Source organism: Comamonas sp. 26 (genome assembly GCF_002754475.1).
Lineage (GTDB): Bacteria > Pseudomonadota > Gammaproteobacteria > Burkholderiales > Burkholderiaceae_C > Comamonas.
In genome coordinates, this window is the sequence record NZ_PEFL01000003.1 from 347155 (window position 1) to 371076 (window position 23922).

Sequence of the window (23922 nt, forward strand, 5' to 3'; positions counted from 1 at the left end):
GCCCGATGAATGACCGAGCTTTTTTGTAAACAGATGCGGAAAATTTACTTGATCAGGCCTTCGGCCTTCATGGTTGCCTGTACCGATGGGCGGGCCAGAATGCTCTCACGGTAGGCTGCAAGGTGCTTGAGGCTGGAGATATCCAGACCCACAAATTGGGCCCAACCTGTCACGGTGAACAGATAGGCATCGGCCACGGTGAATTGGTCGCCCATCAGAAAGGATTTGTTGGCCAGTTGCTCATTGACCCAGCTCAGGCGCGTGAGCACATTGGCACGCACCGTAGGCTTGAAGTCTTCAGGAGTCGTCGGGTTGAAGAGGGGGCCGAAAGCCTTGTGCACTTCGGTACCGATGAAGTTCAGCCACTCCTGCAGGTGATATCGCGCCATGGTGCCATTGGCAGGCGCCAGGTTCTTTTCGGGGGCCAGATCCGCAAGGTATTGCACGATGGCGGGACCTTCGTGCAAGGTGTCTCCGTTATCCAGCACCAGAAAGGGCACATAGCCCAGAGGATTGATGCTGTAGTAGTCAGTGCCATCCTGGAGCTTGTGGCTCTTGGTGCTGACCATTACGGCCTCATGCTGCAGGCCTGCTTCATGCAGCACGATGTGCGGAGACATTGAGCAGGCGCCGGGGCTGTAGTAAAGCTTCATGGTGAGTGGCTTTCGTTCAGTTGAAAAGACAAGCCGCCATGCTAAACCGGATACGCTTCTGCGACATGCAGGAGGCTGACAGTGACCCGTCTCCAGGTGGGTCAACAAAGATCCAGACTGGGCAAGAGATCGTTCAGGTAGAGCAAGGCGTCGTTGCCACTGGCCGTTGACATCTGTGCCAGAGATATTTCCTCATCCACTTCGGCATATGCGATGGACCAGCCTTTGAACTTGCGCTCTGCCTGCATGGGGCCATGCAGCTGTAGCTTTACATCCATGTGCCGCTGATCTTTTTTGATGCTGGTCAGTACATCCTCCAGCTTTTGTGCCGGACCTTCCAGGTACTGGCAAAAACGGGAACCATCAAAAATCAGAATACCGGTCAGTCCTAAATGCAGGTTCTTTTCCCGCGATGTGCGAACGATGTCGCCCACGCACTCAACAGGCTGCGACGGTTCGAAAACACTGCAGTACAGAAAAGCGTGAAGTGCGGAGGCTGTAGACACGGTCAATCTTGATAGAGGTTGAGATGGCTTGATCGTAGAGGATGAAACCTATTTTTTAGGTGAAAAGTATTCCGCAATAACCAGCTTGCCTTATTGAAACCGTCGTGCAGCCCATAGGACTTGCTCGACCAAGGCCTGCATGGCCTGTTGATCATGGCTGCGCTGCAGCTGGTTTTGCATATCAAACGCATCAGCGGCATGTGCCACCGCATGGCTGCGCGGTGCAACCCAGCATTGCAGATTCAATAGCAGTGGGGCGAGGTGTGACTGGGCGCGCAGCCCACCCATGCCACCCGGCGAAGCACTGGCCATGCCTACTACCTTGTTGCGAAAGGGCAGCGTGCCGTCAGACCACAGAGCATCGCCCTTCACGGGGCTGGAGGCCCAGTCGATGGCATTTTTAAGCAGGGCAGGATAGCTGCCGTTGTACTCAGGGCTGCAGATAATCCAGGCCGAATGGCTGTGCATGGCCTGCTTGAGCCGGATGACATCGGCAGGTGTGCCGCGAGCTTCCAGATCCGCGTTGTAGAGCGGAATATCAAAGTCCGAAAGTTCCAGCAACGTGGCTTGTGCGCCTTGTTGCTCTGCAATAGCCGCAGCCGCCTTGGCCAACTTGCGGTTGTACGATTCTTGGCGGGTACTGCCCGCAAAAATGAGGATGTTCATGCTGTCATTGCAGCACAGGGCCGGCGCATTTTTCCTTCAAAAATAGGCCTCTCAGGGCAAACGCCAGGGTTCATGTTTCACGTGAAACACCTGCCTCAACCCTTGCCAAGGCATTGTTGCGGCAATGGTGGGAAAATTGCGGGTTCCCCGCAGGGCAGGACATGAGATGAACACATGTCTGCCTGCCATGAGAGCCGAGGCATGGTTGCTTCGTGCAGGGGCAAGGGCCGGGCGAGGCCCCGGAGCAAGAACATGTTGTACCCACAGGAATTTGATGTGATCGTGGTCGGTGGCGGCCATGCCGGCACCGAGGCTGCGCTGGCCGCTGCGCGTATGGGCAGCAAAACATTGCTGCTGACCCACAATATCGAAACCCTGGGGCAGATGAGCTGCAACCCCAGCATCGGCGGTATTGGCAAGGGCCATCTGGTCAAAGAGGTTGATGCGCTGGGCGGTGCCATGGCATTGGCCACAGACAAGGGCGGTATTCAGTTCCGCATCTTGAACAGCTCCAAAGGCCCTGCCGTGCGCGCTACGCGTGCTCAGGCTGACCGTATTTTGTATAAGGCAGCCATCCGCGAGATGCTGGAGAACCAGCCGAATCTCTGGCTGTTTCAGCAGGCCGTTGATGACCTGATGGTCGAGGGTGACCGTGTGGTCGGTGCCGTGACCCAGGTCGGCCTCAAGTTCCGCAGCCGCACCGTGGTGCTGACGGCTGGGACTTTTCTTGACGGCAAGATCCACGTGGGTCTGAACAATTACGCGGCTGGCCGTGCTGGTGATCCTCCCGCCGTGTCGCTGTCTGCTCGCTTGAAGGAGCTGAAGCTGCCCCAGGGCCGCCTCAAGACCGGAACGCCTCCTCGGATTGATGGTCGCTCCATCGATTTCCGCCAGTGTGACGAGCAGCCCGGTGACGGCATGCCCGGAGGCGTGAACGAGGGCGAAGTGCCCGTGTTCAGCTTCATGGGCAACCGCGCCATGCACCCCAAGCAGATGCCCTGCTGGATCACGCATACCAATGCGCGCACCCACGAGATCATTCGCAGCGGTTTTGATCGCAGCCCCATGTTCACCGGCAAGATCGAGGGCGTGGGCCCACGCTACTGCCCTAGCGTGGAAGACAAAATCAATCGCTTTGCCGACAAGGAAAGCCACCAGATTTTCCTGGAACCCGAAGGACTGACTACCAACGAGTTCTATCCCAACGGCATCTCCACCAGCCTGCCATTCGACATTCAGTACGAACTGGTGCGCAGCATGAAGGGCATGGAGAACGCGCATATCCTGCGACCTGGCTACGCCATCGAGTACGACTACTTTGACCCTCGCTCGCTCAAGAGCAGCTTTGAGACCAAGCAGATTCAGGGGCTGTTTTTTGCGGGTCAGATCAACGGTACGACTGGCTATGAAGAGGCGGCAGCCCAAGGTTTGTTCGCAGGCCTGAACGCCGCGCTGCAATGCCGTGGTGAAGGCCCATGGATGCCCGGGCGCGATGAAGCCTATCTGGGGGTACTGGTCGATGATCTGATTACCAAGGGTGTGAACGAGCCCTATCGCATGTTCACCAGCCGCGCTGAGTTCCGTCTGCAGCTGCGTGAAGACAACGCCGACATGCGCTTGACCGAACAAGGTCGCCGCATGGGTCTGGTTGACGATGCCCGCTGGGATTCATTCAGTCGCAAGCGCGAAGCTGTTTCACGTGAAACAGAGCGCCTCAAGTCCACCTGGGTGAACCCCCGCGTGGTGTCGAACGAAGAGGCTGAGCGAGTACTAGGCAAGGCCATGGAGCGCGAATACAACCTGTTCGATCTGCTGCGCCGCCCCGGTGTCGATTACGAAAAGCTCGCGAGCATGAACGAAGGCCAGTACGCAACTGCCGCCGTTCTGCCCGAGGCTCTGGGTGAGCTAAGTGCTTCGGTTATTGAGCAGGTGGAGATTACGGCCAAGTACTCCGGCTATATCGATCGCCAAAAAGATGAGGTGGAGCGTGCTGCGCATTTTGAGCGTCTGCGCCTGCCTGCGGACTTTGACTACATGTCGGTCTCAGCCCTGTCTTTTGAAGTGCGTCAGACGCTGCAAAAGCATCGCCCTGAAACACTGGGTCAGGCTTCCCGTATGTCCGGGGTGACACCCGCAGCTATCTCGCTGCTCTTGGTTCACCTGAAAAAAGGCGGCTTCAAGGGCTTCACCGCACAGAATGAAGAGGCATCGGCATGAGCCAGGCATTGCGTACCCAACTCGAACAAGGCATTCAGGCGCTGAAGCTGGAGCTGGCTTCTACACAGGTTGATCTGCTTATGTCCTTCATGGATCTGCTGCAGAAGTGGAACAAGGTCTACAACCTGACCTCCGTGCGTGACCCGCAGGAAATGCTGACGCATCATTTGCTCGACAGTCTGACCGCGGTACCCGCTCTGCTGCGCCATGTGAATACGCTTCCGGTAGAAGAGGGCAAGCGACTGCCTTTGCTGGACGTTGGCTCGGGCGGCGGCTTACCCGGCGTGGTTTTTGCCATCTGCTGCCCACAGATCGATGTGAACTGTGTGGACACCGTGGGCAAGAAAGCGGCCTTCATTCAGCAAGTGGCGGCGTCGCTGCGCTTGCCTAATCTGCACGGCATTCATGACCGGGTGGAAAACCTCAAGACCCAGTACCCTGTCATTAGCTGCCGTGCTTTTGCATCGTTGGTGGATTTCACTACCTGGTCGCGCAAGGCATTGGCCGACGGCGGTATCTGGTTTGCCATGAAGGCCAAACATCCCGATGAAGAGATTACAGCCCTGCCTGCCGACGTGCAGGTGTTTCACGTGGAACCTTTGCAGGTTCCTGGCTTGGATGTCGAGCGCTGCGTGATCTGGATGAAAATTGAGTAACCCCCTGAGCGGCTTTGCCGCTTCCCCCTGAAAGGGGGACGACGCCTTCGCCGCAGGGCGGCCCTTGCTCGGCGTCTCTGGTCTGGGGCGATAGCGTGTCAGTCGCAGATGGGCGACAGCAAAATGGTTTTTTACACACTGAAGCAAGCAACATCTGTGCAATGCAGATGCGTTAGTGATGGCCCTCGCATAAACTTGCTGTTTTCCATCGCGCAGGGTTTGAATGTTTGGCATCTCTGATTACGGCGCTTTTGCTGCGGCCGTCACCGTTTTCTTGCTGATACCAGGGCCCGGTAATCTGGCCTTGATTACCTCGACAGGCAAGGGCGGATGGAGGGGCGGTATCGCATGCTGTCTGGGGGTGATGGCTGCCGATCAGGTGCTGATGTGGCTGGCCGTTGCCGGTGTGGCGGCAGTGCTGGCTGCCTATCCAGCGGCGTTCAATGCGGTGCAATGGGTAGGGGCGGCTTATCTGGCCTGGCTGGGCTACAAGCTGTTGACGGCCAAGCCCGGCGATGCCCCGGCCATTGATATTCAGCCACGCCAGTATTTTCGCCAGGGTGCGCTGATCACCTTGATGAACCCCAAGGCCATCGTGTTCTATATGGCATTTTTCCCCATGTTTGTGGATCCTGCAAAGCATCAGGGAGTCGTCACCTTTGGCGTGATGGCAGCCACAGTTGCGGTGATTACTTTGATTTACAGCGTCATCGTGGTGACGCTGACGAAGCTGCTGGCAGAGCGTTTGCGTGCCAACCCTGCGGTGGTGAAGTGGCTGGAAAAAACAGCCGGAGTGTTTCTGATCGGTTTTGGCCTCAAGCTGGCCGCCAACTAAAAAGAGAAGTTCAATGGCCAAAATTTTCTGCGTTGCCAATCAAAAGGGTGGAGTGGGCAAGACCACCACCACGGTCAATCTCGCCGCGGGCTTGGCCAAGGTCGGCCAACGTGTGCTGTTGATTGACCTGGACCCCCAGGGCAATGCCACCATGGGGTCAGGGGTGGACAAGCGCGCACTGGAGCTGACGGTCTATGACGTGCTGCTGGAAAACGCCAGCATCAAGGAAGTGGCCATCAAGTCCGAGCAGGTGGGCTATGACGTTCTGGGTGCCAACCGCGAGCTGTCGGGTGCCGAGATTGAGTTGGTGTCGCTGGAGCGCCGCAATGACCGCCTCAGGACCGCGCTGCAAAGCGTGAACGCCGATTACGACTTTGTGTTGATTGACTGCCCGCCCTCGCTGTCCATGCTGACCTTGAACGGCCTGTGCTCCGCCCACGGCGTGATCGTGCCCATGCAGTGTGAATACTTTGCGCTGGAAGGCCTGACCGATCTGGTCAACACCATCAAGCAGGTGCACGCCAATATGAACCCTGATCTGGAGATCATCGGCCTGCTGCGCGTGATGTTTGATCCGCGCACCACGCTGCAGCAGCAGGTCAGCGACCAGCTCAAGGAACACTTTGGCGACAAGGTGTTCGACACCGTGATTCCGCGCAATGTGCGCCTGGCCGAAGCACCCAGCTACGGCCTGCCCGGCGTGGTGTTTGATGCATCTGCCAAGGGCAGCAAGGCCTTTGTCGAGTTTGCGGAAGAAATGGTGCGTCGCATCAAGAAGAAGTGATGTTTCACGTGAAACAGCACACGACCCCATATCAATCAAGCGCTTGCAGCTATGACATCTGAAGCATTGAATCCGCAGGATGTCTGGCTGCTTCCCGGTTGGCAAAACTCGGACGCCGGTCACTGGCAGAGCCTATGGCAGCAGCAATTTGGCTTTCAGCGGCTGGAGCAGCACAACTGGCAGCACCCGCTGCGCGGTGACTGGAGCATTCGGCTGCAAGAGACTGTGCTTGATGCCCCCGGCCCCGTCACGCTGGTAGCGCACAGTCTGGGCTGCGTGCTGGTGGCGTGGTGGGCTGCACATTCGCAGGTCGCCAAGACCAAGGTGCGCGGCGCTTTGCTGGTGGCACCCGGTGATACGGAGCAGGAAGGCCTGCGCGGAGTACTGTCCGGCTGGTCGCCTGTGCTGCTGCAGAAGCTACCCTTCCCATCGATACTGGTGGGCAGCGACAACGACCCGAATTGCTCTCTGGCGCGGGCGCAGACCATGGCCGATGGCTGGGGCAGCCGCTTTGTGAATGCAGGCGCTGCGGGCCATATCAACACCGCCAGCGGATTAGGACTCTGGGATGACGGCCTTGCGCTACTCAAGACCCTTTAAGGAAAGATTTCAGCAATGGTGACTAAGAAACCCAAGGGCCTGGGACGTGGTCTGGAAGCCCTGCTGGGCCCCAAGGTCAGCGAAAAAGAAGCTAGCACTGTCAGCGGTGCTGTGGCGAATTTGCCCAGCACACTGGCGCTCAATGTGATGGTGGCAGGCCAGTACCAGCCGCGCACGCGCATGGATGAAGGCGCGCTGTACGAACTGGCCGAAAGCATCAAGGTGCAGGGCATCATGCAGCCGATTCTGGTGCGCCAGCTCAGCAAGGGCGAGCATTCGGGCAAGTACGAAATCATTGCCGGTGAACGCCGTTTTCGTGCCGCGCATATCGCGGGTCTGGCCGAGGTGCCGGTGCTGGTGCGCGAAGTCCCTGATGAAGCTGCCGCTGCGATGGCGCTGATTGAGAATATTCAGCGCGAAGACCTGAACCCGCTGGAGGAGGCGCAAGGCCTTGCCCGTCTGGTCAAGGAGTTTGGCCTGACCCATGAGCAGACTGCACAGGCGGTGGGCCGCTCGCGCAGCGCAGCCACCAATTTGCTGCGCTTGCTGAATCTGGCTGAACCTGTGCAGACCATGCTGATGGCTGGCGATATCGACATGGGCCACGCCCGTGCGCTGCTGGCGCTGGACCGCGCCACTCAGATCACGGCGGGCAACCAGATTGCCGCCAAGAAAATGTCGGTGCGCGAGGCGGAATCGCTGGTTAAAAAGATTGGTGCCGAGTTCAATCTCACGCGCCAGAAGGTCAAGAAGGATGGCAAGTCACGCGACGTCAAACGCATCGAAGAAGAGCTGTCTGACCTGCTGACTGCCGATGTGGAAGTGCGCATCAAGAAGACCGTGCGCCGCCAAGGCAAGCTGCATGAAATGGGCGAAATTGCCATTCAGTTTGGCTCGCTCGAAGAGCTGAACGGCATCATCGAAAAGCTGCGCGGCGAAGTCTGATTGAGGCTTAAAAAATAAAAAAGAGCATCCTCACGGATGCTCTTTTGCATTCAGCAGCTGCGTTTTAATGGCTGTAGCTGGGGTCTGTTTTGTGGAGTTTGCGCAGCAGTGCCGGCCATGCAAACTGGCCGCCCAGCCCACCGGTTTGCACCTTCATCGCATGGGCCACGCCTTCAATGATTTGTGGATGAACCTGCGTCAGTTCAGTGCCGCCGGACTGGGCCGAAATTTGAATTTGGCAAGCCGATTCAAACACGTACATCGATAGAAATGCATCGGCAATCGTGCTGCCGCAGACCAGCAAGCCGTGGTTGCGCAGCATGAGGAAATTGGCCCCGCTCATGTCTGCGACCAGCCTTGGCTTTTCCTCTTCGCGGAAGGCCACGCCTTCATAGCCGTGATAGGCCAGCGAGCCCAGCACAAACGTGCTTTGCTGGCTGATGGGCAGCAGGCCATTCTTCTGCGCAGCGACTGCTACGCCGGCACGCGTGTGGGTATGAATCACGCATTGCGCATCGGCCCGCGCTTCATGCACGGCGCTGTGAATGACGAAGCCCGCAGGGTTTACGGGGAAGGGCGAGTCCATGAGTTTGTTGCAGCCCAGGTCCACCTTGATGAGGGATGAGGCCGTGATCTCGTCAAACATCAGCCCGTAGGGGTTGATGAGAAAGTGGTGCTCAGGCCCCGGTAGCCTGGCGCTGATATGGGTGAAGACCAGATCGCTCCAGCCATACAGCGCCACCAGCCGGTAACAGGCCGCGAGGTCCACGCGCAGCTGCCACTCCTCGGGGCTGACCAGATGCTGCACGCTGGGGATATTCAGGCTGGGTGCGGATGTCATGGCGGCTCTCTTTCATCGTTGATGCCTTGAATGTAGAGACTCGCCTGGCTGCAGTCTGTTGGCTAGGTGACAGAAGCGGGAATGAGGTGTTGGCATTCGCCTTGAGCACAGGAATCAGACAGCCACAGTCTTTAGCCACGGCTTACATTGCACCCGCCCATAAAAAAGGAGCTTGCAGCGCAAGCTCCTTATGGTTTTTAGATCGCTTCAGACTTGAAATCAATGCAAATCAAGCGTTGGAAGCTATCAAAAAATTCTCACTTGATCTGGCCTTGCGACAGGTCCTGAATCATGCGCGCTGCGAGATACAGGCGCGGAGCGATGGTGCTGATCTGCACATATTCGGCATCGTTGGAGTGTGCGCCATAGCCCGACAGGCCAAAGCCTTCAATCACACCGCCCTTGGCCTTGAGTGCGGCAAAGGCTGCATCTGTGCCGCCGCCCGTTGCCTTGTCCATGACCTTCATGGGCAGTTGCAGTTCCTTGTCGTAAATGCCTTGCGCGTGCTTGGCCAGCTTGAGCGCGACGGCATTGGCCTCCAGCGGTGGGCGGCGCACTTCAAACTTCAGCTCCACCTTGCTGGCGGGCAGCAGCTTGTGGCTGATCTTCTCGCGCATGGCTTTTTCCAGCGCGCCAAAATCTTCAACGCGCAGTGCGCGGGCATCGGCCTGAGCGGTGGATTCTGCTGGGACCACATTGCGATTGGTGCCGGCTTTGGAGACGGTCCAGTTCAGCTTGAGTCCTTGCTCGGGCTTGGACAGATCCTTCATCTGCAAAATCTGGTGCGAGATTTCGTACAGCGAATTCACGCCGTCTTCGGGCTTGGCGCCTGCGTGCGATGCCTTGCCAATCACCTTCAGATAGGCCGAGCCAATGCCGCTGGTGGCCAGACGCAGGCTGCCGTCGGTGCCGCCTCCTTCAAAGCTGAACACGGCATCCTGCTCGGCACCCAGACGCGTGATGGTGTTGCGTGCGCCGGGCGAGCTGATTTCTTCATCGCCGTTGATCAGCACGGTCAGCGTGCCGTAGTTGTCTATGCCCAGCTTCTTGAGCAGCGGGGCGATATGCATGATCAGCGCCACGCCTTGTTTGTCGTCTGCAATACCCAGACCATAGGCCTTGTCGCCGTCAACGCGAAACGGCTGGTCTTTGAGCATGCCGGGCAGATAGACCGTGTCCATGTGCGCAATCAGCATGATGCGGCTTGTGCCTTTGCCCTTGAATTCGGCGTGCACCATGGGGCCGACTTTCTCGGGCGTGTCATCCAGTCGGTAGATGTCGGTGGGCTCGATCACCTCGGCCTTGGCTCCCTGTGCGCGCAGCTTGCCGGCGATGTATTCGGCAATCTTTTTCACGCCTTCCACATCCTTGCTGCCAGACTCGATGTGCACCAGATCACGCAGCGTATCCAGATAGGGTTGCTGCTCTTTTTTAGCCTGCTCCAGTAGCTCGGCCTGAGGCGCGGCATGGGCCGCACCAAAGGCCAGTACCAGCGCCAGAGGCAGGGTGCGCAGCAAGGGGGAAGAGGGCATGAAAAGTCTCCTGAGGTCTATGAATAGTGCGAATCAGCTTAGCAGCCGATTAGCGTGTTTTGAGAAGTTGCGTATTGGGATTTACGCTAGGCGGGATGGGTGCAAAAAAGCCCTGCAGCGTTCGCGTACAGGGCTTGTGGGGTGCATATGGCCGGGCCAGTCAATCAGGCTGCGGGAGCCAGAGCGGCCTTGCTTTTCTTGCTGACGCCATCACCCACGATGACGGCCGACACCACGGACAGCACCAGCGCAATGGCCGAGCCGTAGAACACCGCGTTGTTCATCTGATGATCAAGCATGTAGCCAAACACGGGGGCGGCCAGACAGAAGCCCAGATCCAGACCCGAATACACCGTGCCATAGACGCGGCCTGTCGCGCCGGGGGGCGCTGCGCGCTTGATGAGCATGTCTCGTGATGGCCCTGCAAGGCCGGTACCCAGACCCGCCAGCGATGCAACCACCACGGCCACCATGGCGGGTAGCCAGCCCGTGCCGACGATGAACAGCAGCAGGCCTGAGCCCAGCATGCAGATCGAGATCACTGTCTCCAGTCGCTTCACGCGGCCTACCAGAAAGCCGCCAACCACCATGCCGGCTGCGCCGCAGAGCATGTAGCCGGTGACGATCAGTGCTGTGACCGACAGTGGTAGGCCGTACATGGACTGCATGGCGGGGCTGGCAAAGGTCTGGATGGCGCTGAGCGCGCAGGTGCTCCAGAAGAAGAAGGAGAAGCACAGCCACACCGACGGCAGTTTCATGAAGGCCATGGGGTGCTCTTGCGGGGCCGCAACGGCTACGGCGGGCTTGTCCGCGGCTTTGATTGCGTCAGCGCGGTCATTCAGTGCATCGCGGTTGAGCACCATGATGACCAGCACCACCAGTGCCCACATGGCACCGCAAAAGCAGGCCGTGCGCCAGGAGCCGGTAGCGGTGGTGATGCCCGCCATGAACACGGGTGCCAGTGCCCAGCCGATATTGCCCGACAGGCCGTGTACCGAGAAGGCATGGCCTATGCGCTGCTGCGATACGCGCTTGTTCAGAATGGTGAAGTCCACTGGGTGGAAGGGCGCATTGCCCAGACCCGCAAAGAACGACGCGGCCAGCAGCATGGCATAGCCCTGTGCCGTGCTGGCGATCAGACCCGCGACCGTGAAACTGCCCAGCGCGGCAAACAGAATGGGGCGCGCGCCAAAACGGTCTACCGCAAAGCCGGCCAGCGCCTGCCCGGTGCCGGAGACAATGAAGAACAGCGAGACCAGCACGCTGAGTTCTGAATAGCTGTAGCCAAAATCCTTGATCAGCCATGGGAACAGCGGCGGCAGCAGCAGGTGAAAGAAGTGCGAGGAGCCGTGAGCAAGGCCGATGAGGCCAATCGTGCGCGCATCGCTGCGCAGCGTCTCTGGCGCCTGGTTTTGAGGTGTTGTAGAGGCAGGGCGGGTCATATGTCGCATCTTAGGCAGAAGGCTTGCGTCTTGTATGCGATAGTCTGCCAATTGCTATCGCGGGTAAGCCAACCATCATGACCAGCCTTCAAGCGCCAGAGCCGCTGCGTGCGGGCAAAGCCACCGCCTATGTGGAGACGCTGACGCCGCATCTCTATGTGCCAACGGCCGAGCGCCCGGTGCGTGCCAAATGCCGCTGGCTGGAGGCCGATACCCAGGTCAAGCCGCATCGCCACCCCTGGGGGCAACTGGCCATCTCTACCACGGGCACCATCCGGCTCACGGTGGCGCAAGGCACATACATCGTGCCGCCATCGCGTGCGCTATGGGTGCCGCCGGGCATGGAGCATGCGGTGACCATGGTGGAAAGCGCCGATCTGCGCACCCTGTACTTTTTTCAGACCCATGGCCGCTGCGGCCCTGATGTGGGGCCGGAGGAAGAAATCGCCTGGCGGCAATGCCGTGTGCTCAATGCCTCAGACCTGCTGCGCGCCGTGGTGCGCGAGCTGCCCACGGTGCCCGATGACAGCCTGAACCTGTCTGACCAGGACAAGGCGCGCGAGCATCATTTGAGCGAGCTGCTGCTCGATGAACTGCGCCGCGCCAGCGCCGTGCAGCTGGGTGTGAACCTGCCGCAGGACAAGCGCCTGCGCCTGCTGTGCGAGGCCGTGCTGGAAGACCCCACGCGCTTTGAAACGCTGGAAGACTGGGCTCGTGACACAGGGGCCAGCCCGCGCACCGTGGCGCGTCTGTTCCGTCAGCAGCTTGAGTGCAGTTTTACCCAGTGGCGCCAGCAAGTGGTGCTGGCCCATGCCGTGAGTCTGGCGGCGCGCAACTGGCCCATTCAGCGCATAGCGGCCGAGCTGGACTACAGCCCCAGCGCCTTCAGCGCCATGGTGCGCCGCACGGTGGGTATGCCGCCCGCCCAGTTCTTTGGCATGCATACGCAAAAGTTATAGCTGCTTGCGCTTGATGTACAAGGGCTTGAGGCTTTTTTGACGTGAATTCTTGTGCCGCAGCTCAAAAATATTTGCAGCCGCATGGAATGAAAGCGGCGGCCCTGCGCTCTTTAGCACCATGATCTTCTCCGCCGAGTCGCGCTACAACCAGTGGGTACGTGAGCATTACCGTTTTTTGCTGCGCAGCGCCTGGGCGCTGACGGGCTCGCGCGCCACCGCCGAAGACGTGGTGCAGGACTGCTTCACCAGCGCCTGGCGCTTCAGGCACCAGTTGCGGGACCAGAGCATGGCCCGTGCCTGGCTGTTCCAGATCATGCGCCGCCATGCCTTTCGCCACTTTGATCCTGCGCAACTACAGGCTCAGCCGCTGGATGAATCGAACGAAGAGAGCATCAACCACCACGATGCGCTGGATGCGCAGCTGGACGTGGTCAAGGCGCTGGGACGCATCGCTCCTATTCACCGCGAAGTGCTGGTGCTTTACTACTTTGACGACATGACCACGGCGTTGATGGCCGAGGCGCTGGACATTGCCCCCGGCACCGTGCTCTCGCGTCTGGCAAGGGCGCGTGATGCGCTCAAGACCGCGCTGCAAGAGCCTGCACGCGCAGCAGTTCCCCGCCATGACGACTCTTCTTCCGCCCCCGCTGCGGCCAGCGTGATTCCGCTGAGAAAGCGCACACCATGAAACACCAAGATCGCCCCGACGAAACCGCCTTTGACCTGCGCGCCCGAGCCGAGCTGGCGCTGGCCTTCGAGCCCGGTGAAGCCCCTGGGCACCTGCTGCGCCACACTCCTTGGTACTCGCACAGCGGCGTAAAGCGCATGTTTGCGGCGCTGCTGGTGGGTGGGTCTGTCACCGGCGGCGTGTTTGCCATGCGCCCGCCAGAGATGGTGCGCTCGGCCATTGAGCATGAGTACTACGAGCGCACGCTGCGCGGCCAGTTCGTCCCAGAGGCCGAGATCGCCAAACACATGGACTGGCCTGCAGACCAGAAGCTGCCCGGCTACACCCAGCTGATGCGCCCCTGCGATATCGATGGCAGCCGGGCGTATCACCTGACGACCTTCTTTGAAAAAGGCGGCATCGTTACCGTACTGGCCTTCGACCAGCCCCTGCAGCTTGCCGACGGGCAGGGCTGGTGGGCTAACACCTACTGGCAGGTAGTGCGTTCACGCGAGGGCCGCCCGCTGGTGCTGATTGCACAGAAGAAACAGGCTCTGGCCGTCGCATCGCGCGCGCTGGGCCAGGCCGATAGCTGAGCCGTATTCATTCGCCCCACCCTTAACCATAAGTAACGAGGAGACACCATGCAACAACCCACATCTCTGCCCCGCCGTCGCCTGCTCGCTGGTAGCGCCAGCGCTTTGGCCGCAGCGGGTCTGGCCAGCTTCCAGAACCAGGCCATGGCACAAGCCGCAGCGCCCGCCGCCAAGCCCTTGCCCGGCTATGCCAGCTTCAAAAATGCAGACGCGGTGATCGTGCACGGTTCCACCACCATCGAGACCAAGCGCAGCGCGTTTGGCTCCAGCGTGATCACGCCAACCAATCAGCTGTACGTGCGCAACAACCTGCCCACCCCCCCGAATCCATCGTGGCTGACCGTGATGCATGGGCCGTGCAGATTGAGGGCGTCAAAAAGCCCAAGCAACTGACGGTGCGCGAGCTCAAGTCCATGGGTCTGGAGACGGTGACCATGGTGCTGCAATGCTCGGGCAATGGCCGTGGCTTCTTCCCCAGCAAGCCCAGCGGCACGCAGTGGACCGTAGGTGCTGCAGGCTGTGTGGTCTGGAGCGGCGTGCCCGTGCGTGACGTGGTCAAGGCCCTGGGTGGCGTGGCCGACGGCATGGTCTACATGACTGGCACCGGCGGCGAAGTGCTGCCCGCAGGTCTGGACCCCAAGAGCGTGATCGTAGAGCGCTCCGTGCCGCTGGCAGCCATGGAGGATGCGCTGCTGGCCTGGGAGATGAATGGCGAGCCCGTGTCACTGGCTCACGGTGGCCCGCTGCGCCTGATCGTGCCCGGCTACACCGGCGTGAACAACATCAAGTACGTCAAGCAGCTGGCTTTCACCGCCAAGGAAAGCGAAGCGCACATCATGTCGCACGGCTACCGCATCTCGCCCCCCGGCAGCAAGGGTGACCCCAGCCAGCCTTCGGTGCAGGAGATGAGCGTCAAGTCGTGGATCAACAGCCCTATTCCTGAAGACGGCAATCAGGCGGCTGGCACGGTGCAGATTCAGGGCGTGGCCTTTGGCGGCATGAACGCCGTCAAGGGGGTTGAAGTCTCCATCGACGGCGGCAAGACCTGGAAGCAGGCCCGTCTGGTGGGCCCCGATATGGGCAAGTTCGCATGGCGCCAGTTTGTGCTGCAGGCACAGCTGCCCAAGGGCACTTACCAGCTGGCCAGCCGCGCGACTGACGTCAAGGGCAATGTGCAGCCCGAAACGCGTGGTGAAAACCAGAGCGGCTACAACAACACCAGCTGGGCCGATCACGCCGTGACCGTCACCGTGGCCTGATCGCCGCGTCTGTACCCCTCATGCCCGGTGCCGCTACCTGTGGCACTGGGCATGCATTCAGTCCCCGATGAATTGCATTTCCCAAAAACAATGATCAAGACTAACTACACCCTCGCCGCTCTGGTGTTGACCGCCTTTGTGGGCACAGCGGCACATGCCGATCAAGCGGCCCAGATGGCGCGCGGCAAAGAGCTGTTTATTACGGCTTCGGTCCCTGCCTGTGCCGTGTGCCACACCCTGAAGGACGCTGGTACCGAAGGCGCTATCGGCCCTGTGCTGGACGAGCTGCAGCCCGATGCCGCCCGTGTGGCCCGCGCGCTGAAGGATGGCATTGGTGCCATGCCTTCTTTCAAGGCCACCATGAGCGAAGCCGACATTGCCGCAGTGGCGCTGTACGTGAGCAAGGCCAGCGGCGGCGCCAAGTAAGACCGTATCAGCTGCGTTCTGCGTCATCCAGCGGCATGGCGTAGATCCACACCTTGTGGCGGCTGTTGCCTTCGAGGCAGGCCGTAGCCTCCACCCCCGGCAGCTGGAAGTCCAGGCTGACCAGCCAGCTGCCGGGCTGCATCTCGGTCGCCGCCTTGACGGCTGCGCGGCCCATGCTCTCGGGTCGCTGGAAGAGATAGACCAGCTGGTAGCCGCTCCAGTCCGCCAGCCAGATATCGCCGCGCCGCACACGCGCCCAAGGGCAGCGCAGAGCGCAGGCCAGCGTTAACGGCCAGCTCCATTCAAGACCTTGCAAGCGCGCATCTGGCAGTTCGCTGCGCAGTGCGCGCAGGCCATCTCCCAGGCCACATCCAGCATCCAGCACCACAGCTTGCTCAGGCAGTTTCACCACCTTTGCCAGCCCCTGCAGCGCAAGCGCTGGCGTAGGGAAGACGGGCGCATCACGCCAGGCGTTGATGGGGTAGATCAGTAGCAGCAAAGCCAGTGGCAGCAACCAGCCCCACGCGGGCAACTGGCTGGCGCTGAGCACCACAAAGGACAGAGGAAACCCCGCTGCAATCATCAGCCGACGCCACCAGCTATGGCCCCAGAGGCTGGCGAGTGAGCTGACGACGCCCGCTAGCAACAGGGCCAGCCACCAGGGAGCGACACGGCTGCATCCAAAAAAAATGACCCAGGAGAGCAGCCAGGTCAGCAAGGCGGGCAAAGGCCAGATCAGCGAGGGCAGATGTTTAAACATAGATCTGATATTTACCAGCCCAGAGCATGGGCAGCATCTGATATGAGCGGCAAATAAGCTATTAAGAAATCAAATCAATCGCCTGTAGCTATTAATTTGGGGCTTCTTATGAAGACGGACTGAGCGATTTGGCAAGTATTGTCAAGAATGCGTAAAAACCTGCGCAAACTGCTTCGGTATACTTTTTCGGTTTCACCGGCTGAAAATCAAGGGGAGATATTCATGCGCCTGGTTCTACCAAGCCTTTCTTTGGCCGCTCTTGCACTGGCAGGTTGCGCTGCGCAGTCGCCGCAAGACCAGCTTGCACCGACGTCGCCTACCGTGCGTCTGTGCGAAGGCAATAACTGTTCAGATCTGCCGCGCAATGTGGCGACCTTCCGTGGCGAGCCCGTCAATCCTGAAGCCGAGCGCCGCCGTCTGGCGCTGGAGCAGAAGGCCGAGTCAGATCCTCGTGCGGCCTATGACCTGGGTCTGCGCTATCTGCGCGGCGATGGAGTGGAGCGCAACAGCTATCAGGCCATTGAATGGATGCGCAAGGCCGGTGATGCAGGCAATGGCAATGCGCAGTTTGCGCTGGGACGCCTGTACCTGCTGGGGTTTGAGGAGATGGGGCCAGACCCCGCAGAAGCCGAGGCCTGGCTGTCGCGCGCAGCGGCCAAGGGCTTCAAGGAAGCCAAGCGCCTGCTGCCTCAGGCACAGGCAGCCAAACAGAATGCGCAGGCACGCTATCAGGCCATTGAAGACGAGCGCAAGTCCTGGAACACCTGGTACATAAGCGGACCTTATTACATGAGCTGGGGTTCATCGGGTTGGTACTGGCGCTGATCGCAGATCAGCGGGTTGGTTTTTCATTTTTGTTAGAAAGCATCAATATGTCCAAGAAGACAACGCTGCGCCTTGCAGCCATCGCATCCGCACTGGCACTGGGGGGCTGTGTGACTCCCGGTGGCGGCACCATCTCGACCGGCACAGCGCCCACAGCGGCAACCGGTGCAGCGGGCGGCGCAACCAGCGTGAATGCCAATCCCACGCTGGAGCGTTGCGATGCACCTCTGGGCACGCTGGCGGTGGACGATGGTCGCGGCAAGGAGTGGTATGCCAGCTTTGGCGCTGCGACCAAGATCACGACCATTGAGCCGCTGATCCGTCTGGCCGTGCAGCAGTCCAACTGCTTTGTGATCACTTCCGTCGGCAACAACCGCACGGAAAGCAAGATGTCTGCCATTACCGACAAGCAGCGCAACTCCGGTGAATTCCGTGCCGGCTCCAAGCAGCAAAAGGGCCAGCGCGTGGCTGCTGACTACTACATGGAGCCTTCCATCATCATCGACAACGATGCCACCGGTCAGCTGGCTGCCGGCGTGGGCGGCCTGTTCGGCAACGTGGGCTCGTTGATTGGCGGCGCCATGCAGAGCAAGGCTTCGGTGGTGACGCTGAGCATGTTCGACATCCGCTCCGGCGTGCAGATCTCGATTTCCGAAGGCAATGCCACGGCCACCAACTTCGGTGCTGCCATGGGTGCGTTCGGCGGCGGTGTGGGCGGTGGCCTGGGCGGCTTCTCGCGCTCGCCCGAAGGCAAGGCCACCGTGGCCGCTTTCATGGACGCCTACAACAACATGGTGATCTCTCTGCGCAATTACAAGGCACAGGAAGTCAAGGGCGGCCTGGGTCGTGGCGGCCAGCTGAAGGTCGGCAAGTAAGCTCGCTCCAGCGACAAAAAAGGGCCTGAATATTCAGGCCCTTTTTTCATGCTTTCGCTTATCGATAAAGCGTTGGCGGCTCTGCTTATTGAAGCTGAAAGATCTTGCCGGGGTTGAGAATGTTCTTGGGGTCAAGTGCCTGCTTGATGGCCCGCATCATCTGCACCGCGCCAGCACCGGCTTCTTCGAGCAAAAAGTCCTGCTTGTGGATGCCAATGCCATGTTCGCCCGTGCAGGTACCGCCCAGCGCAATGGCGCGTGCTACCAGCTGGTGGTTGAGCTGCTCGCCCTGCTGGCGCTGGGCATCGTTATCGGGGTCGATCAAATAGCCGAAGTGGAAGTTGCCATCGCCCACGTGGCCCACCAGGAAGTAGGGAATGCCGCTGGCATCAGCCTCGGTCACGCACTCCAGCAATGCATCGGCCAGGCGGCTGATGGGCACGCAGGCATCGGTGGTGATACAGCGGCAGCCGGGCACGCTGGACACGGCGGCAAAGTAGGCGTTGTGACGTGCGGTAAACAGGCGTGTGCGGTCTTCGGGGCGTTCTGCCCATTCAAAGGCATTGCCACCAAATTCATTGGCAATGTCCTGCACCATTTCCGCTTGCTCTTTCACGCCCGTTGGCGAGCCGTGGAACTCCATCAGCAGCATGGGTTCTTCACGCAGATCCAGCTTGCTGTAGGCGTTGACCATGCGCACGGAATTCACATCCACCAGCTCCACGCGAGCAATCGGAATGCCCATCTGAATGGTCTGAATCACGGTGTGCACCGCGTTCTCTATGCTGACAAAAGAGCAGATGGCCGCACTCACTGCTTCAGGCAGCGGATAGATGCGCAGCGTGATCTCGGTGAAGATGCCCAGCGTGCCTTCGCTGCCCACCATCAGGCGTGTCAGGTCGTAGCCTGCGGCGCTCTTCTTGGCACGGTTGCCGGTGCGGATCACGTCGCCATTGGCCGTTACCACCTCGAGAGCCAGCACGTTCTCGCGCATAGTGCCGTAGCGCACGGCATTGGTGCCGCTGGCGCGGGTAGATGTCATTCCGCCAATCGATGCATCAGCACCGGGGTCTATGGGGAAGAAGAAGCCCGTGTCCTTGATCGCATCGTTGAGCGCCTTGCGCGTGATGCCAGGCTGCACAGTAATCGTCAGGTCTTCGGTGTTGACCGAAAGCACCTGCTTCATGCGACTCACATCGATGGTGATGCCGCCTTGCACGGCCAGCAAATGGCCTTCCAGCGACGAGCCAGCGCCATAGGCAATCACGGGAGCGCCGTACTGGTCGCAGAGCTTGACAGCGTCTTGCACGTCCTTGGTGGACTCGGCAAACACCACGGCAGCCGGTGGTGGCGCGGCAATCGAGCCTTCATCGCGGCCATGCTGCTCGCGTACCGCCAGAGCGGTAGAGCACTGGCCGTCAAAGCGTGCGGACAGGGCTTGCAAAAATTCATCAGGAATCGGGCGCTGCACAAATTCAGGCTGCAGCACGGTAGGGGCAACGGGTGCGTTCATCAGGGTCTCCAGAGGAGAAAAAGAATACCACCGCAGCTGCGCGGGCGTTGTACGTATTGCGTACTAGAACGGTCGTGCTCAAGTCTGCGCAAGTGTCGATCCGCGTGTCTGCTGGGACTGGCTGGCATCGCGTATACGCGATGACCAAAAGCGTGCTGCTGTTGGCTTATAGATAAGTTTTGCTCTAGCTAATGAGAAATGACTGTTTAGCGTTTGAGGGGGGCATGCCTATATTGGGAAGCCTTATGGCGTGCGCTGCAGAGCTCGCTTCAAACCACAAGCAGTTCAGAGGGCGGAGCTATGCGCGATACAGGTCGCAGATCATTCATACAGGGGCTTGCGGGTGTATCGGCGGCATGCGTTTTTGGTGGTGCCATGTCTGCACGAGCGGTACAGACGCAGCCCTGGCCGACGCGGCCTATCAAGCTGGTTGTGACCTTTCCACCCGGTGGTTCCAGCGATATCGTGGCGCGTGTTCTGGCACCTCTGCTTTCCGAGAAGCTGGGGCAGAGCATCGTCATTGAAAACAAGCCCGGCGCTGGCTCCTCTATAGGGGCGCAGATCGTGGCCCACAGTGCCAATGACGGCTACACGCTGCTGGTCTCCAACTCGGCCGCTATGTCGATTGCTCCTTCGCTGCTGCAAAGTCCCGGTTACGACCCCGTGCGCAGCTTTGAGCACCTGGCCTATATCGGTGCAGTGCCCACGGTGTTCGCCGTCCATCCATCGGTGCCTGTCAACACCTTGAGCGAACTGGTGAGCTGGATCAAGGAGCAGCCGGCCCCCGTGGCCTTTGGCAGTGGCGGCGCGGCCTCGGTTGGGCATCTGGTGGGTGAGCAGTTTGCACAGACGCTGAAGCTACCCATGGAGCATGTGCCCTATCGCGGTGCAGGGCCCATGCGCGCAGACCTGCTCAGCGGCCATATCAAGATCGCCATTGATGCGTTGCCGCAGAACATCGCGCTGCAAAAACAGGGGCGGCTCAAGCTGCTGGCCTTGACCTCGCCACGCCGTGTTGCGCAAGCTCCCGCAGTGCCCAGCGTGGCCGAGCTGGGTCTGGCACAGCTGGTGTCCGAAAACTTTGTCGGCATATCGGCCCCCGCTGGATTACCCAAGGCATTGGGCGAAAAAATCGCTACCGCCGTGCGGCAGATCAGCGCCCGCGCCGACTTTGCGCAGTCGCTTGAAACACAGGGTTTTGTGATGCGCGACATGGAAGCATCCGCCTTCAGCAAATTGATTCCTGACCAGCATCAGGCATGGGCAGGGATTGCCAAAAAAACTGGTGCTCGACTTTAAAAATGAGAAAAAACAATGATAAATAACAAGCAGATTTCCCCTAGAAAGCCGCGTTACGCTGTGGTGCTTTTCGGGCCTGAAGGACAGGGTAGTTTCAATGAGTCCGGCCTGCAGGGCGTGCGCAAGTCCAGGCTTGCAGGGTATGAAGTCGATGTGCTGTGGGTGGCCGCTCAATCCGCACAACAACGGGCCGAGGAAATGAGCGTGCTGGGCGGTGGCAGCTTCGACCTGATTCTGGCCCACGGCGGTCAGGGCGATGGCCCGGTGCAGATACTGGCCGAGCGCTGGCCCGCACAAGCTTTTGTGGTCACCCAGGGCAGCTGGAGCGCCCCCAATGTGGCGCGCTATGAGGTCTTGCAGGAACAGTCCGCTTTTCTGGCCGGAGTGCTCGCCAGCCAGTGGAGCCAGACGGGCAGCGTGGGGCACTTTTCCGGTGAGAAAGTGCCACCCGGCTTGCGTGGCCGTGCGGCTTATGCAGACGGTCTTAGAAGTGCTGGTTTTCATGGCGATTTGGCCACGCTGTTCTGCGGCCATCAGCATCGGCCCGAGTGGGCGAAAACCTGCGTCTCGCAAATGATCGAGCAGACGGGTCTGGACATTGTGTTTGCCATGATTGATGGCGGCCGCCCCGGTGTCACCCAGGCCTGCCGCGAACATGGCGCGGTGCAGATTGGCAACGTGCTTAACTGGGTGGAGCGCGATCCCTCGGTGTTTGTCGCCTCGGCCATTTGCGACTCGGGTGAGGCCTTGTTCCGTGCGATTCAGGATCATGAGCGCGGGGCGCTGCCACTGGGCGGCTACCGGGCGTTTGGGCTGGAAGAGCCGGAGCTGGTGCGGCTGGAAATGGGCGCGCGCGTCACCACCAAACACCGGGCTATCGTCGATGAATGGGCGCATAAGCTGGTGAGCAGCCAGCACCTCATCGAGCTGAGTTATGGTGGTGCCGAGTTCCCCTTGCCGAAAGCAGAATTGGTGAGCTGATTGGCATGCTTGAGGCGAGGGTGTTCCATCGGTCAAGCACAATCAAGGCCTGCAACGCATTGATTCAAAAGGACGACTTATGGGCAACCGCCTCTCGCAAATCGCCACTCGCACCGGCGACGATGGAACCACCGGCCTGGGTGACAACACCCGCGTATCGAAGAACAGCGGCCGCCCGCACGCCATGGGCGATGTGGACGAGCTGAACTCCCATATCGGTCTGCTGCTGTGCGAGAACTTGCCGCAGGATGTGCGCGACCTGTTGGTTGAGGTGCAGCACCAGCTGTTCAATCTGGGGGGGGAGCTGTCCATGCCCGGCTACGAGCTGCTCAAGGACGATGCGCTTTTGCAGCTTGATAACGCGCTGGCCCACTACAACGCCAACCTGCCGCGCCTGCTTGAATTCATCTTGCCCGCAGGCACACGCGCAGCATCGCAAGCCCATATCTGCCGCACGGTAGCCCGCCGCGCCGAGCGCCATGTGGTGGCGCTGGAGCAGGCAGAAGCCATGCGCCCCGCGCCGCGCCAGTATCTGAATCGCTTGTCTGACCTGCTGTTTGTTCTGGCCCGTGTCCTGAACCGTGTGGACGGTGGCGATGATGTGTACTGGAAGAGTGAGCGACTGGCCAAGAGTCAGGCCGAATCTGAATAATTGACTGCTATTTAATTCGAAGCTGCTTGCGCTTATTAATAAATGGTTTCAAGGCTTTTTTTCCTTAAGTCATTGATTAGCAAGCGCAGGAAGCTTCTGTTTTAAGAGCAAATTACTCAGTAAGTTTCGAGGTGAAGACGTCCTTCGCGCTTGAGTTTTGTGCCCAGATCTTCCCAGCTTAGACCGGCTTGCTGCGCCACATCACACAGGGCCAGCACCACGCCTTCTTCCATGCTTTTAAGGCCGCAGACATAGATGTGCGTGTTGTCATCGCGCAGCAGCTCCATCAGGTCTGCGGTACGCTCGCGCATGGCGTCCTGCACATAGCGCTTGGGTTGGCCGGCGATGCGCGAGAAGGCAAAATTGCTGTCGATGAAGTCCTTGGGCAGGCTTTGCAGCGGGCCGAAATACGGCAGTTCTTGCGGCGTGCGTGCACCAAAAAACAGCAGCAGTTTTCCACCTTCAAATTTTCCGCTCTTGCGCAGTCTGCGACGCCACTCTGTCATGGCGCGCATGGGCGCACTGCCGGTGCCGGTGCAGATCATCACGATGTGCGAGCGTGGATGGTTGGGCATCAAAAAGCTGCTGCCAAACGGGCCTATGACCTGCACCTTGTCACCCACCTGCAAATCACACAAATAGTTGCTGGCCACGCCACGCACCGCCAAACCTTGGTGATCTTCAACCACGCGTTTTACCGTCAGCGCCAGATTGTTGTAGCCGGGGCGCTCGCCATTGCGTGCGCTGGCAATCGAGTACTGGCGTGCCACATGCGGCTTGCCGCTGGCGTCCACACCGGGCGGAATGATGCCCAGCGACTGACCTTCCAGCACAGGAAAAGGCATGGCACCAAAGTCCAGCACGATGTGGTGCGTCTCGTTGTCAAAACCCGCTTCTGTGCAGTTGAGGTTGCCGACCACGGTGGCCGTCACCGGTGCCTTGGGCCCGTGCAGATTGGTATAGGCATGGGCAGCCGACCATGGCGGTGTGGTGGCCCCATAACTGGCTGCGCGAAATGCATCGCCGTCGGCACTGCTTGCACCGCTGGCTGCAAGGCCTGCCGCTGCGGCAATCACGGCCTGTGCCTGACTTAAATCATGCACCTCGGCCGCATTGTCACCACCTTGTGCTGCGGCCAGTGCATCGCCTGAAAGCTCGGAGGGAAGGCTCTCCCAGCCCAGTTGCTCTTGCACGCCATAGGGCTTGCTGACGGGCACCAAGCGCCAGTTGTCGATGGAGCCCGTGGGGCAGGGCGAAATACAGTCCATGCAGCCATTGCACTTGTCTGCCATGACGACGTAGTTGGTGTCGTCATGCGTGATGGCTCCTACCGGGCAGGTTGCCTCGCAGGTGTTGCAGCGAATGCAGATTTCCGGGTCAATCAGGTGCTGCTTCAGGATGCCGTTTTCAACCAGTGTGGTGCTCATCTTCTT

At 59.8% G+C, this 23922-nt stretch carries 24 protein-coding genes and 1 pseudogene; 16 read left to right on the forward strand and 9 right to left on the reverse strand.

The genetic code is table 11. From position 1 onward, the window contains the following. Nucleotides 1-44: 44 nt before the first annotated feature. The 3 genes from gstA to CLU84_RS19735 all read right to left on the reverse strand — a co-directional run bounded on the left by gstA (nt 45) and on the right by CLU84_RS19735 (nt 1825). Nucleotides 45-653 carry a glutathione transferase GstA gene (gene gstA / locus CLU84_RS19725; protein WP_099739625.1) on the reverse strand — a complete coding sequence of 203 codons (609 nt, stop codon included), beginning with the start codon at nt 651-653 and terminating at the stop codon, nt 45-47. A gap of 101 nt (nt 654-754) precedes the next feature. Further along, a complete protein-coding gene (locus CLU84_RS19730) occupies nt 755-1159 on the reverse strand; it encodes a BLUF domain-containing protein (protein ID WP_158235248.1) in 405 nt (134 codons plus the stop codon). 90 nt (nt 1160-1249) lie between these two features. After that, nucleotides 1250-1825, reverse strand: a complete 576-nt coding sequence (locus CLU84_RS19735; protein ID WP_099739629.1) for an NADPH-dependent FMN reductase — start codon at nt 1823-1825, stop codon at nt 1250-1252. Nucleotides 1826-2077: 252 nt separating this feature from the next. Here CLU84_RS19735 and mnmG point away from each other — a divergent pair, with 252 nt between their 5' ends. From mnmG to CLU84_RS19765, 6 genes are all read left to right on the forward strand, one after another. Then, nucleotides 2078-4042 (forward strand): tRNA uridine-5-carboxymethylaminomethyl(34) synthesis enzyme MnmG, encoded by a 1965-nt coding sequence (gene mnmG / locus CLU84_RS19740; RefSeq protein ID WP_099739630.1) that lies wholly within the window; start codon nt 2078-2080, stop codon nt 4040-4042. Then, on the forward strand, nt 4039-4698 hold the full coding sequence (gene rsmG, locus CLU84_RS19745) for a 16S rRNA (guanine(527)-N(7))-methyltransferase RsmG (protein ID WP_099739632.1): 660 nt from the start codon (nt 4039-4041) through the stop codon (nt 4696-4698). The genes mnmG and rsmG overlap by 4 nt, the downstream gene beginning before the upstream one ends. A 223-nt stretch (nt 4699-4921) precedes the next feature. Further along, nucleotides 4922-5533, forward strand: a complete 612-nt coding sequence (locus CLU84_RS19750; RefSeq protein WP_099739633.1) for a LysE family translocator — start codon at nt 4922-4924, stop codon at nt 5531-5533. Nucleotides 5534-5546: 13 nt separating this feature from the next. Further along, on the forward strand, nt 5547-6317 hold the full coding sequence (locus tag CLU84_RS19755; RefSeq protein WP_099739635.1) for a ParA family protein: 771 nt from the start codon (nt 5547-5549) through the stop codon (nt 6315-6317). 51 nt (nt 6318-6368) lie between these two features. Beyond that, a complete protein-coding gene (locus CLU84_RS19760; protein ID WP_099739637.1) occupies nt 6369-6917 on the forward strand; it encodes an alpha/beta hydrolase in 549 nt (182 codons plus the stop codon). Nucleotides 6918-6932: 15 nt separating this feature from the next. Next, nucleotides 6933-7862: a ParB/RepB/Spo0J family partition protein gene (locus CLU84_RS19765; RefSeq protein ID WP_099739639.1), complete on the forward strand. Its 930-nt coding sequence runs from the start codon at nt 6933-6935 to the stop codon at nt 7860-7862. A gap of 64 nt (nt 7863-7926) precedes the next feature. Here CLU84_RS19765 and CLU84_RS19770 read toward each other — a convergent pair whose 3' ends face one another. The 3 genes from CLU84_RS19770 to CLU84_RS19780 all read right to left on the reverse strand — a co-directional run bounded on the left by CLU84_RS19770 (nt 7927) and on the right by CLU84_RS19780 (nt 11677). After that, entirely contained in the window at nt 7927-8703 is a 777-nt protein-coding gene (locus CLU84_RS19770) for a class II aldolase/adducin family protein (protein WP_099739641.1), read from the reverse strand. 257 nt (nt 8704-8960) lie between these two features. Then, nucleotides 8961-10235, reverse strand: coding sequence for a M20/M25/M40 family metallo-hydrolase (locus CLU84_RS19775; RefSeq protein ID WP_099739643.1), 1275 nt, complete (start codon nt 10233-10235; stop codon nt 8961-8963). Nucleotides 10236-10399: 164 nt separating this feature from the next. Next, on the reverse strand, nt 10400-11677 hold the full coding sequence (locus tag CLU84_RS19780; RefSeq protein WP_099739645.1) for an MFS transporter: 1278 nt from the start codon (nt 11675-11677) through the stop codon (nt 10400-10402). A gap of 77 nt (nt 11678-11754) precedes the next feature. Here CLU84_RS19780 and CLU84_RS19785 point away from each other — a divergent pair, with 77 nt between their 5' ends. The 5 genes and pseudogenes from CLU84_RS19785 (at nt 11755) to CLU84_RS19805 (ending at nt 15584) form a co-directional block, all read left to right on the forward strand. Further along, the gene (locus CLU84_RS19785) at nt 11755-12636 is read left to right on the forward strand and encodes a helix-turn-helix domain-containing protein (RefSeq protein ID WP_099739647.1); all 882 of its coding nucleotides are present in this window, start codon (nt 11755-11757) and stop codon (nt 12634-12636) included. 118 nt (nt 12637-12754) lie between these two features. After that, nucleotides 12755-13324, forward strand: a complete 570-nt coding sequence (locus CLU84_RS19790) for an RNA polymerase sigma factor (protein WP_099739649.1) — start codon at nt 12755-12757, stop codon at nt 13322-13324. Then, on the forward strand, nt 13321-13899 hold the full coding sequence (locus CLU84_RS19795; protein ID WP_099739650.1) for a hypothetical protein: 579 nt from the start codon (nt 13321-13323) through the stop codon (nt 13897-13899). The genes CLU84_RS19790 and CLU84_RS19795 overlap by 4 nt, the downstream gene beginning before the upstream one ends. Before the next feature lie 48 nt (nt 13900-13947). Then, nucleotides 13948-15158: pseudogene (locus CLU84_RS19800) on the forward strand (sulfite oxidase). A 90-nt stretch (nt 15159-15248) separates the two neighbouring features. Continuing rightward, entirely contained in the window at nt 15249-15584 is a 336-nt protein-coding gene (locus tag CLU84_RS19805; RefSeq protein ID WP_099739651.1) for a cytochrome c, read from the forward strand. A 7-nt stretch (nt 15585-15591) separates the two neighbouring features. On the opposite strand, the gene CLU84_RS19810 is transcribed toward CLU84_RS19805, so the two are convergent. Continuing rightward, nucleotides 15592-16344: a methyltransferase type 12 gene (locus CLU84_RS19810; protein WP_099739652.1), complete on the reverse strand. Its 753-nt coding sequence runs from the start codon at nt 16342-16344 to the stop codon at nt 15592-15594. 222 nt (nt 16345-16566) lie between these two features. On the opposite strand from CLU84_RS19810, the gene CLU84_RS19815 reads away from it, so the two are divergent. Together CLU84_RS19815 and CLU84_RS19820 are read left to right on the forward strand one after the other, a co-directional pair. Continuing rightward, nucleotides 16567-17169, forward strand: a complete 603-nt coding sequence (locus CLU84_RS19815; protein WP_099739654.1) for a tetratricopeptide repeat protein — start codon at nt 16567-16569, stop codon at nt 17167-17169. 47 nt (nt 17170-17216) lie between these two features. After that, a complete protein-coding gene (locus CLU84_RS19820) occupies nt 17217-18044 on the forward strand; it encodes a hypothetical protein (protein WP_099740066.1) in 828 nt (275 codons plus the stop codon). Between the two features lie 85 nt (nt 18045-18129). On the opposite strand, the gene CLU84_RS19825 is transcribed toward CLU84_RS19820, so the two are convergent. Beyond that, nucleotides 18130-19557 (reverse strand): FAD-binding oxidoreductase, encoded by a 1428-nt coding sequence (locus CLU84_RS19825; protein WP_099739655.1) that lies wholly within the window; start codon nt 19555-19557, stop codon nt 18130-18132. 300 nt (nt 19558-19857) lie between these two features. On the opposite strand from CLU84_RS19825, the gene CLU84_RS19830 reads away from it, so the two are divergent. The 3 genes from CLU84_RS19830 to CLU84_RS19840 all read left to right on the forward strand — a co-directional run bounded on the left by CLU84_RS19830 (nt 19858) and on the right by CLU84_RS19840 (nt 22489). After that, a complete protein-coding gene (locus CLU84_RS19830; protein WP_099739656.1) occupies nt 19858-20856 on the forward strand; it encodes a tripartite tricarboxylate transporter substrate binding protein in 999 nt (332 codons plus the stop codon). A gap of 15 nt (nt 20857-20871) precedes the next feature. Continuing rightward, a complete protein-coding gene (locus CLU84_RS19835; RefSeq protein WP_099739658.1) occupies nt 20872-21837 on the forward strand; it encodes a BMP family ABC transporter substrate-binding protein in 966 nt (321 codons plus the stop codon). 79 nt (nt 21838-21916) lie between these two features. Next, entirely contained in the window at nt 21917-22489 is a 573-nt protein-coding gene (locus CLU84_RS19840; RefSeq protein ID WP_099739659.1) for a cob(I)yrinic acid a,c-diamide adenosyltransferase, read from the forward strand. Nucleotides 22490-22605: 116 nt separating this feature from the next. On the opposite strand, the gene boxA is transcribed toward CLU84_RS19840, so the two are convergent. Continuing rightward, the gene (gene boxA, locus CLU84_RS19845; protein ID WP_099739661.1) at nt 22606-23916 is read right to left on the reverse strand and encodes a benzoyl-CoA 2,3-epoxidase subunit BoxA; all 1311 of its coding nucleotides are present in this window, start codon (nt 23914-23916) and stop codon (nt 22606-22608) included. Nucleotides 23917-23922: the final 6 nt, after the last annotated feature.

Excerpts from the sequence above, each read along its gene's own strand:
- gstA (WP_099739625.1), bottom strand. The coding sequence starts at position 653 with ATGAAGCTTTACTACAGCCCCGGCGCCTGCTCAATGTCTCCGCACATC.
- CLU84_RS19735 (WP_099739629.1), bottom strand. The coding sequence starts at position 1,825 with ATGAACATCCTCATTTTTGCGGGCAGTACCCGCCAAGAATCGTACAAC.
- mnmG (WP_099739630.1), top strand. The coding sequence starts at position 2,078 with ATGTTGTACCCACAGGAATTTGATGTGATCGTGGTCGGTGGCGGCCAT.
- rsmG (WP_099739632.1), top strand. The coding sequence starts at position 4,039 with ATGAGCCAGGCATTGCGTACCCAACTCGAACAAGGCATTCAGGCGCTG.
- CLU84_RS19750 (WP_099739633.1), top strand. The coding sequence starts at position 4,922 with ATGTTTGGCATCTCTGATTACGGCGCTTTTGCTGCGGCCGTCACCGTT.
- CLU84_RS19755 (WP_099739635.1), top strand. The coding sequence starts at position 5,547 with ATGGCCAAAATTTTCTGCGTTGCCAATCAAAAGGGTGGAGTGGGCAAG.
- CLU84_RS19760 (WP_099739637.1), top strand. The coding sequence starts at position 6,369 with ATGACATCTGAAGCATTGAATCCGCAGGATGTCTGGCTGCTTCCCGGT.
- CLU84_RS19765 (WP_099739639.1), top strand. The coding sequence starts at position 6,933 with ATGGTGACTAAGAAACCCAAGGGCCTGGGACGTGGTCTGGAAGCCCTG.
- CLU84_RS19770 (WP_099739641.1), bottom strand. The coding sequence starts at position 8,703 with ATGACATCCGCACCCAGCCTGAATATCCCCAGCGTGCAGCATCTGGTC.
- CLU84_RS19775 (WP_099739643.1), bottom strand. The coding sequence starts at position 10,235 with ATGCCCTCTTCCCCCTTGCTGCGCACCCTGCCTCTGGCGCTGGTACTG.
- CLU84_RS19780 (WP_099739645.1), bottom strand. The coding sequence starts at position 11,677 with ATGACCCGCCCTGCCTCTACAACACCTCAAAACCAGGCGCCAGAGACG.
- CLU84_RS19785 (WP_099739647.1), top strand. The coding sequence starts at position 11,755 with ATGACCAGCCTTCAAGCGCCAGAGCCGCTGCGTGCGGGCAAAGCCACC.
- CLU84_RS19790 (WP_099739649.1), top strand. The coding sequence starts at position 12,755 with ATGATCTTCTCCGCCGAGTCGCGCTACAACCAGTGGGTACGTGAGCAT.
- CLU84_RS19795 (WP_099739650.1), top strand. The coding sequence starts at position 13,321 with ATGAAACACCAAGATCGCCCCGACGAAACCGCCTTTGACCTGCGCGCC.
- CLU84_RS19805 (WP_099739651.1), top strand. The coding sequence starts at position 15,249 with ATGATCAAGACTAACTACACCCTCGCCGCTCTGGTGTTGACCGCCTTT.
- CLU84_RS19810 (WP_099739652.1), bottom strand. The coding sequence starts at position 16,344 with ATGTTTAAACATCTGCCCTCGCTGATCTGGCCTTTGCCCGCCTTGCTG.
- CLU84_RS19815 (WP_099739654.1), top strand. The coding sequence starts at position 16,567 with ATGCGCCTGGTTCTACCAAGCCTTTCTTTGGCCGCTCTTGCACTGGCA.
- CLU84_RS19820 (WP_099740066.1), top strand. The coding sequence starts at position 17,217 with ATGTCCAAGAAGACAACGCTGCGCCTTGCAGCCATCGCATCCGCACTG.
- CLU84_RS19825 (WP_099739655.1), bottom strand. The coding sequence starts at position 19,557 with ATGAACGCACCCGTTGCCCCTACCGTGCTGCAGCCTGAATTTGTGCAG.
- CLU84_RS19830 (WP_099739656.1), top strand. The coding sequence starts at position 19,858 with ATGCGCGATACAGGTCGCAGATCATTCATACAGGGGCTTGCGGGTGTA.
- CLU84_RS19835 (WP_099739658.1), top strand. The coding sequence starts at position 20,872 with ATGATAAATAACAAGCAGATTTCCCCTAGAAAGCCGCGTTACGCTGTG.
- CLU84_RS19840 (WP_099739659.1), top strand. The coding sequence starts at position 21,917 with ATGGGCAACCGCCTCTCGCAAATCGCCACTCGCACCGGCGACGATGGA.
- boxA (WP_099739661.1), bottom strand. The coding sequence starts at position 23,916 with ATGAGCACCACACTGGTTGAAAACGGCATCCTGAAGCAGCACCTGATT.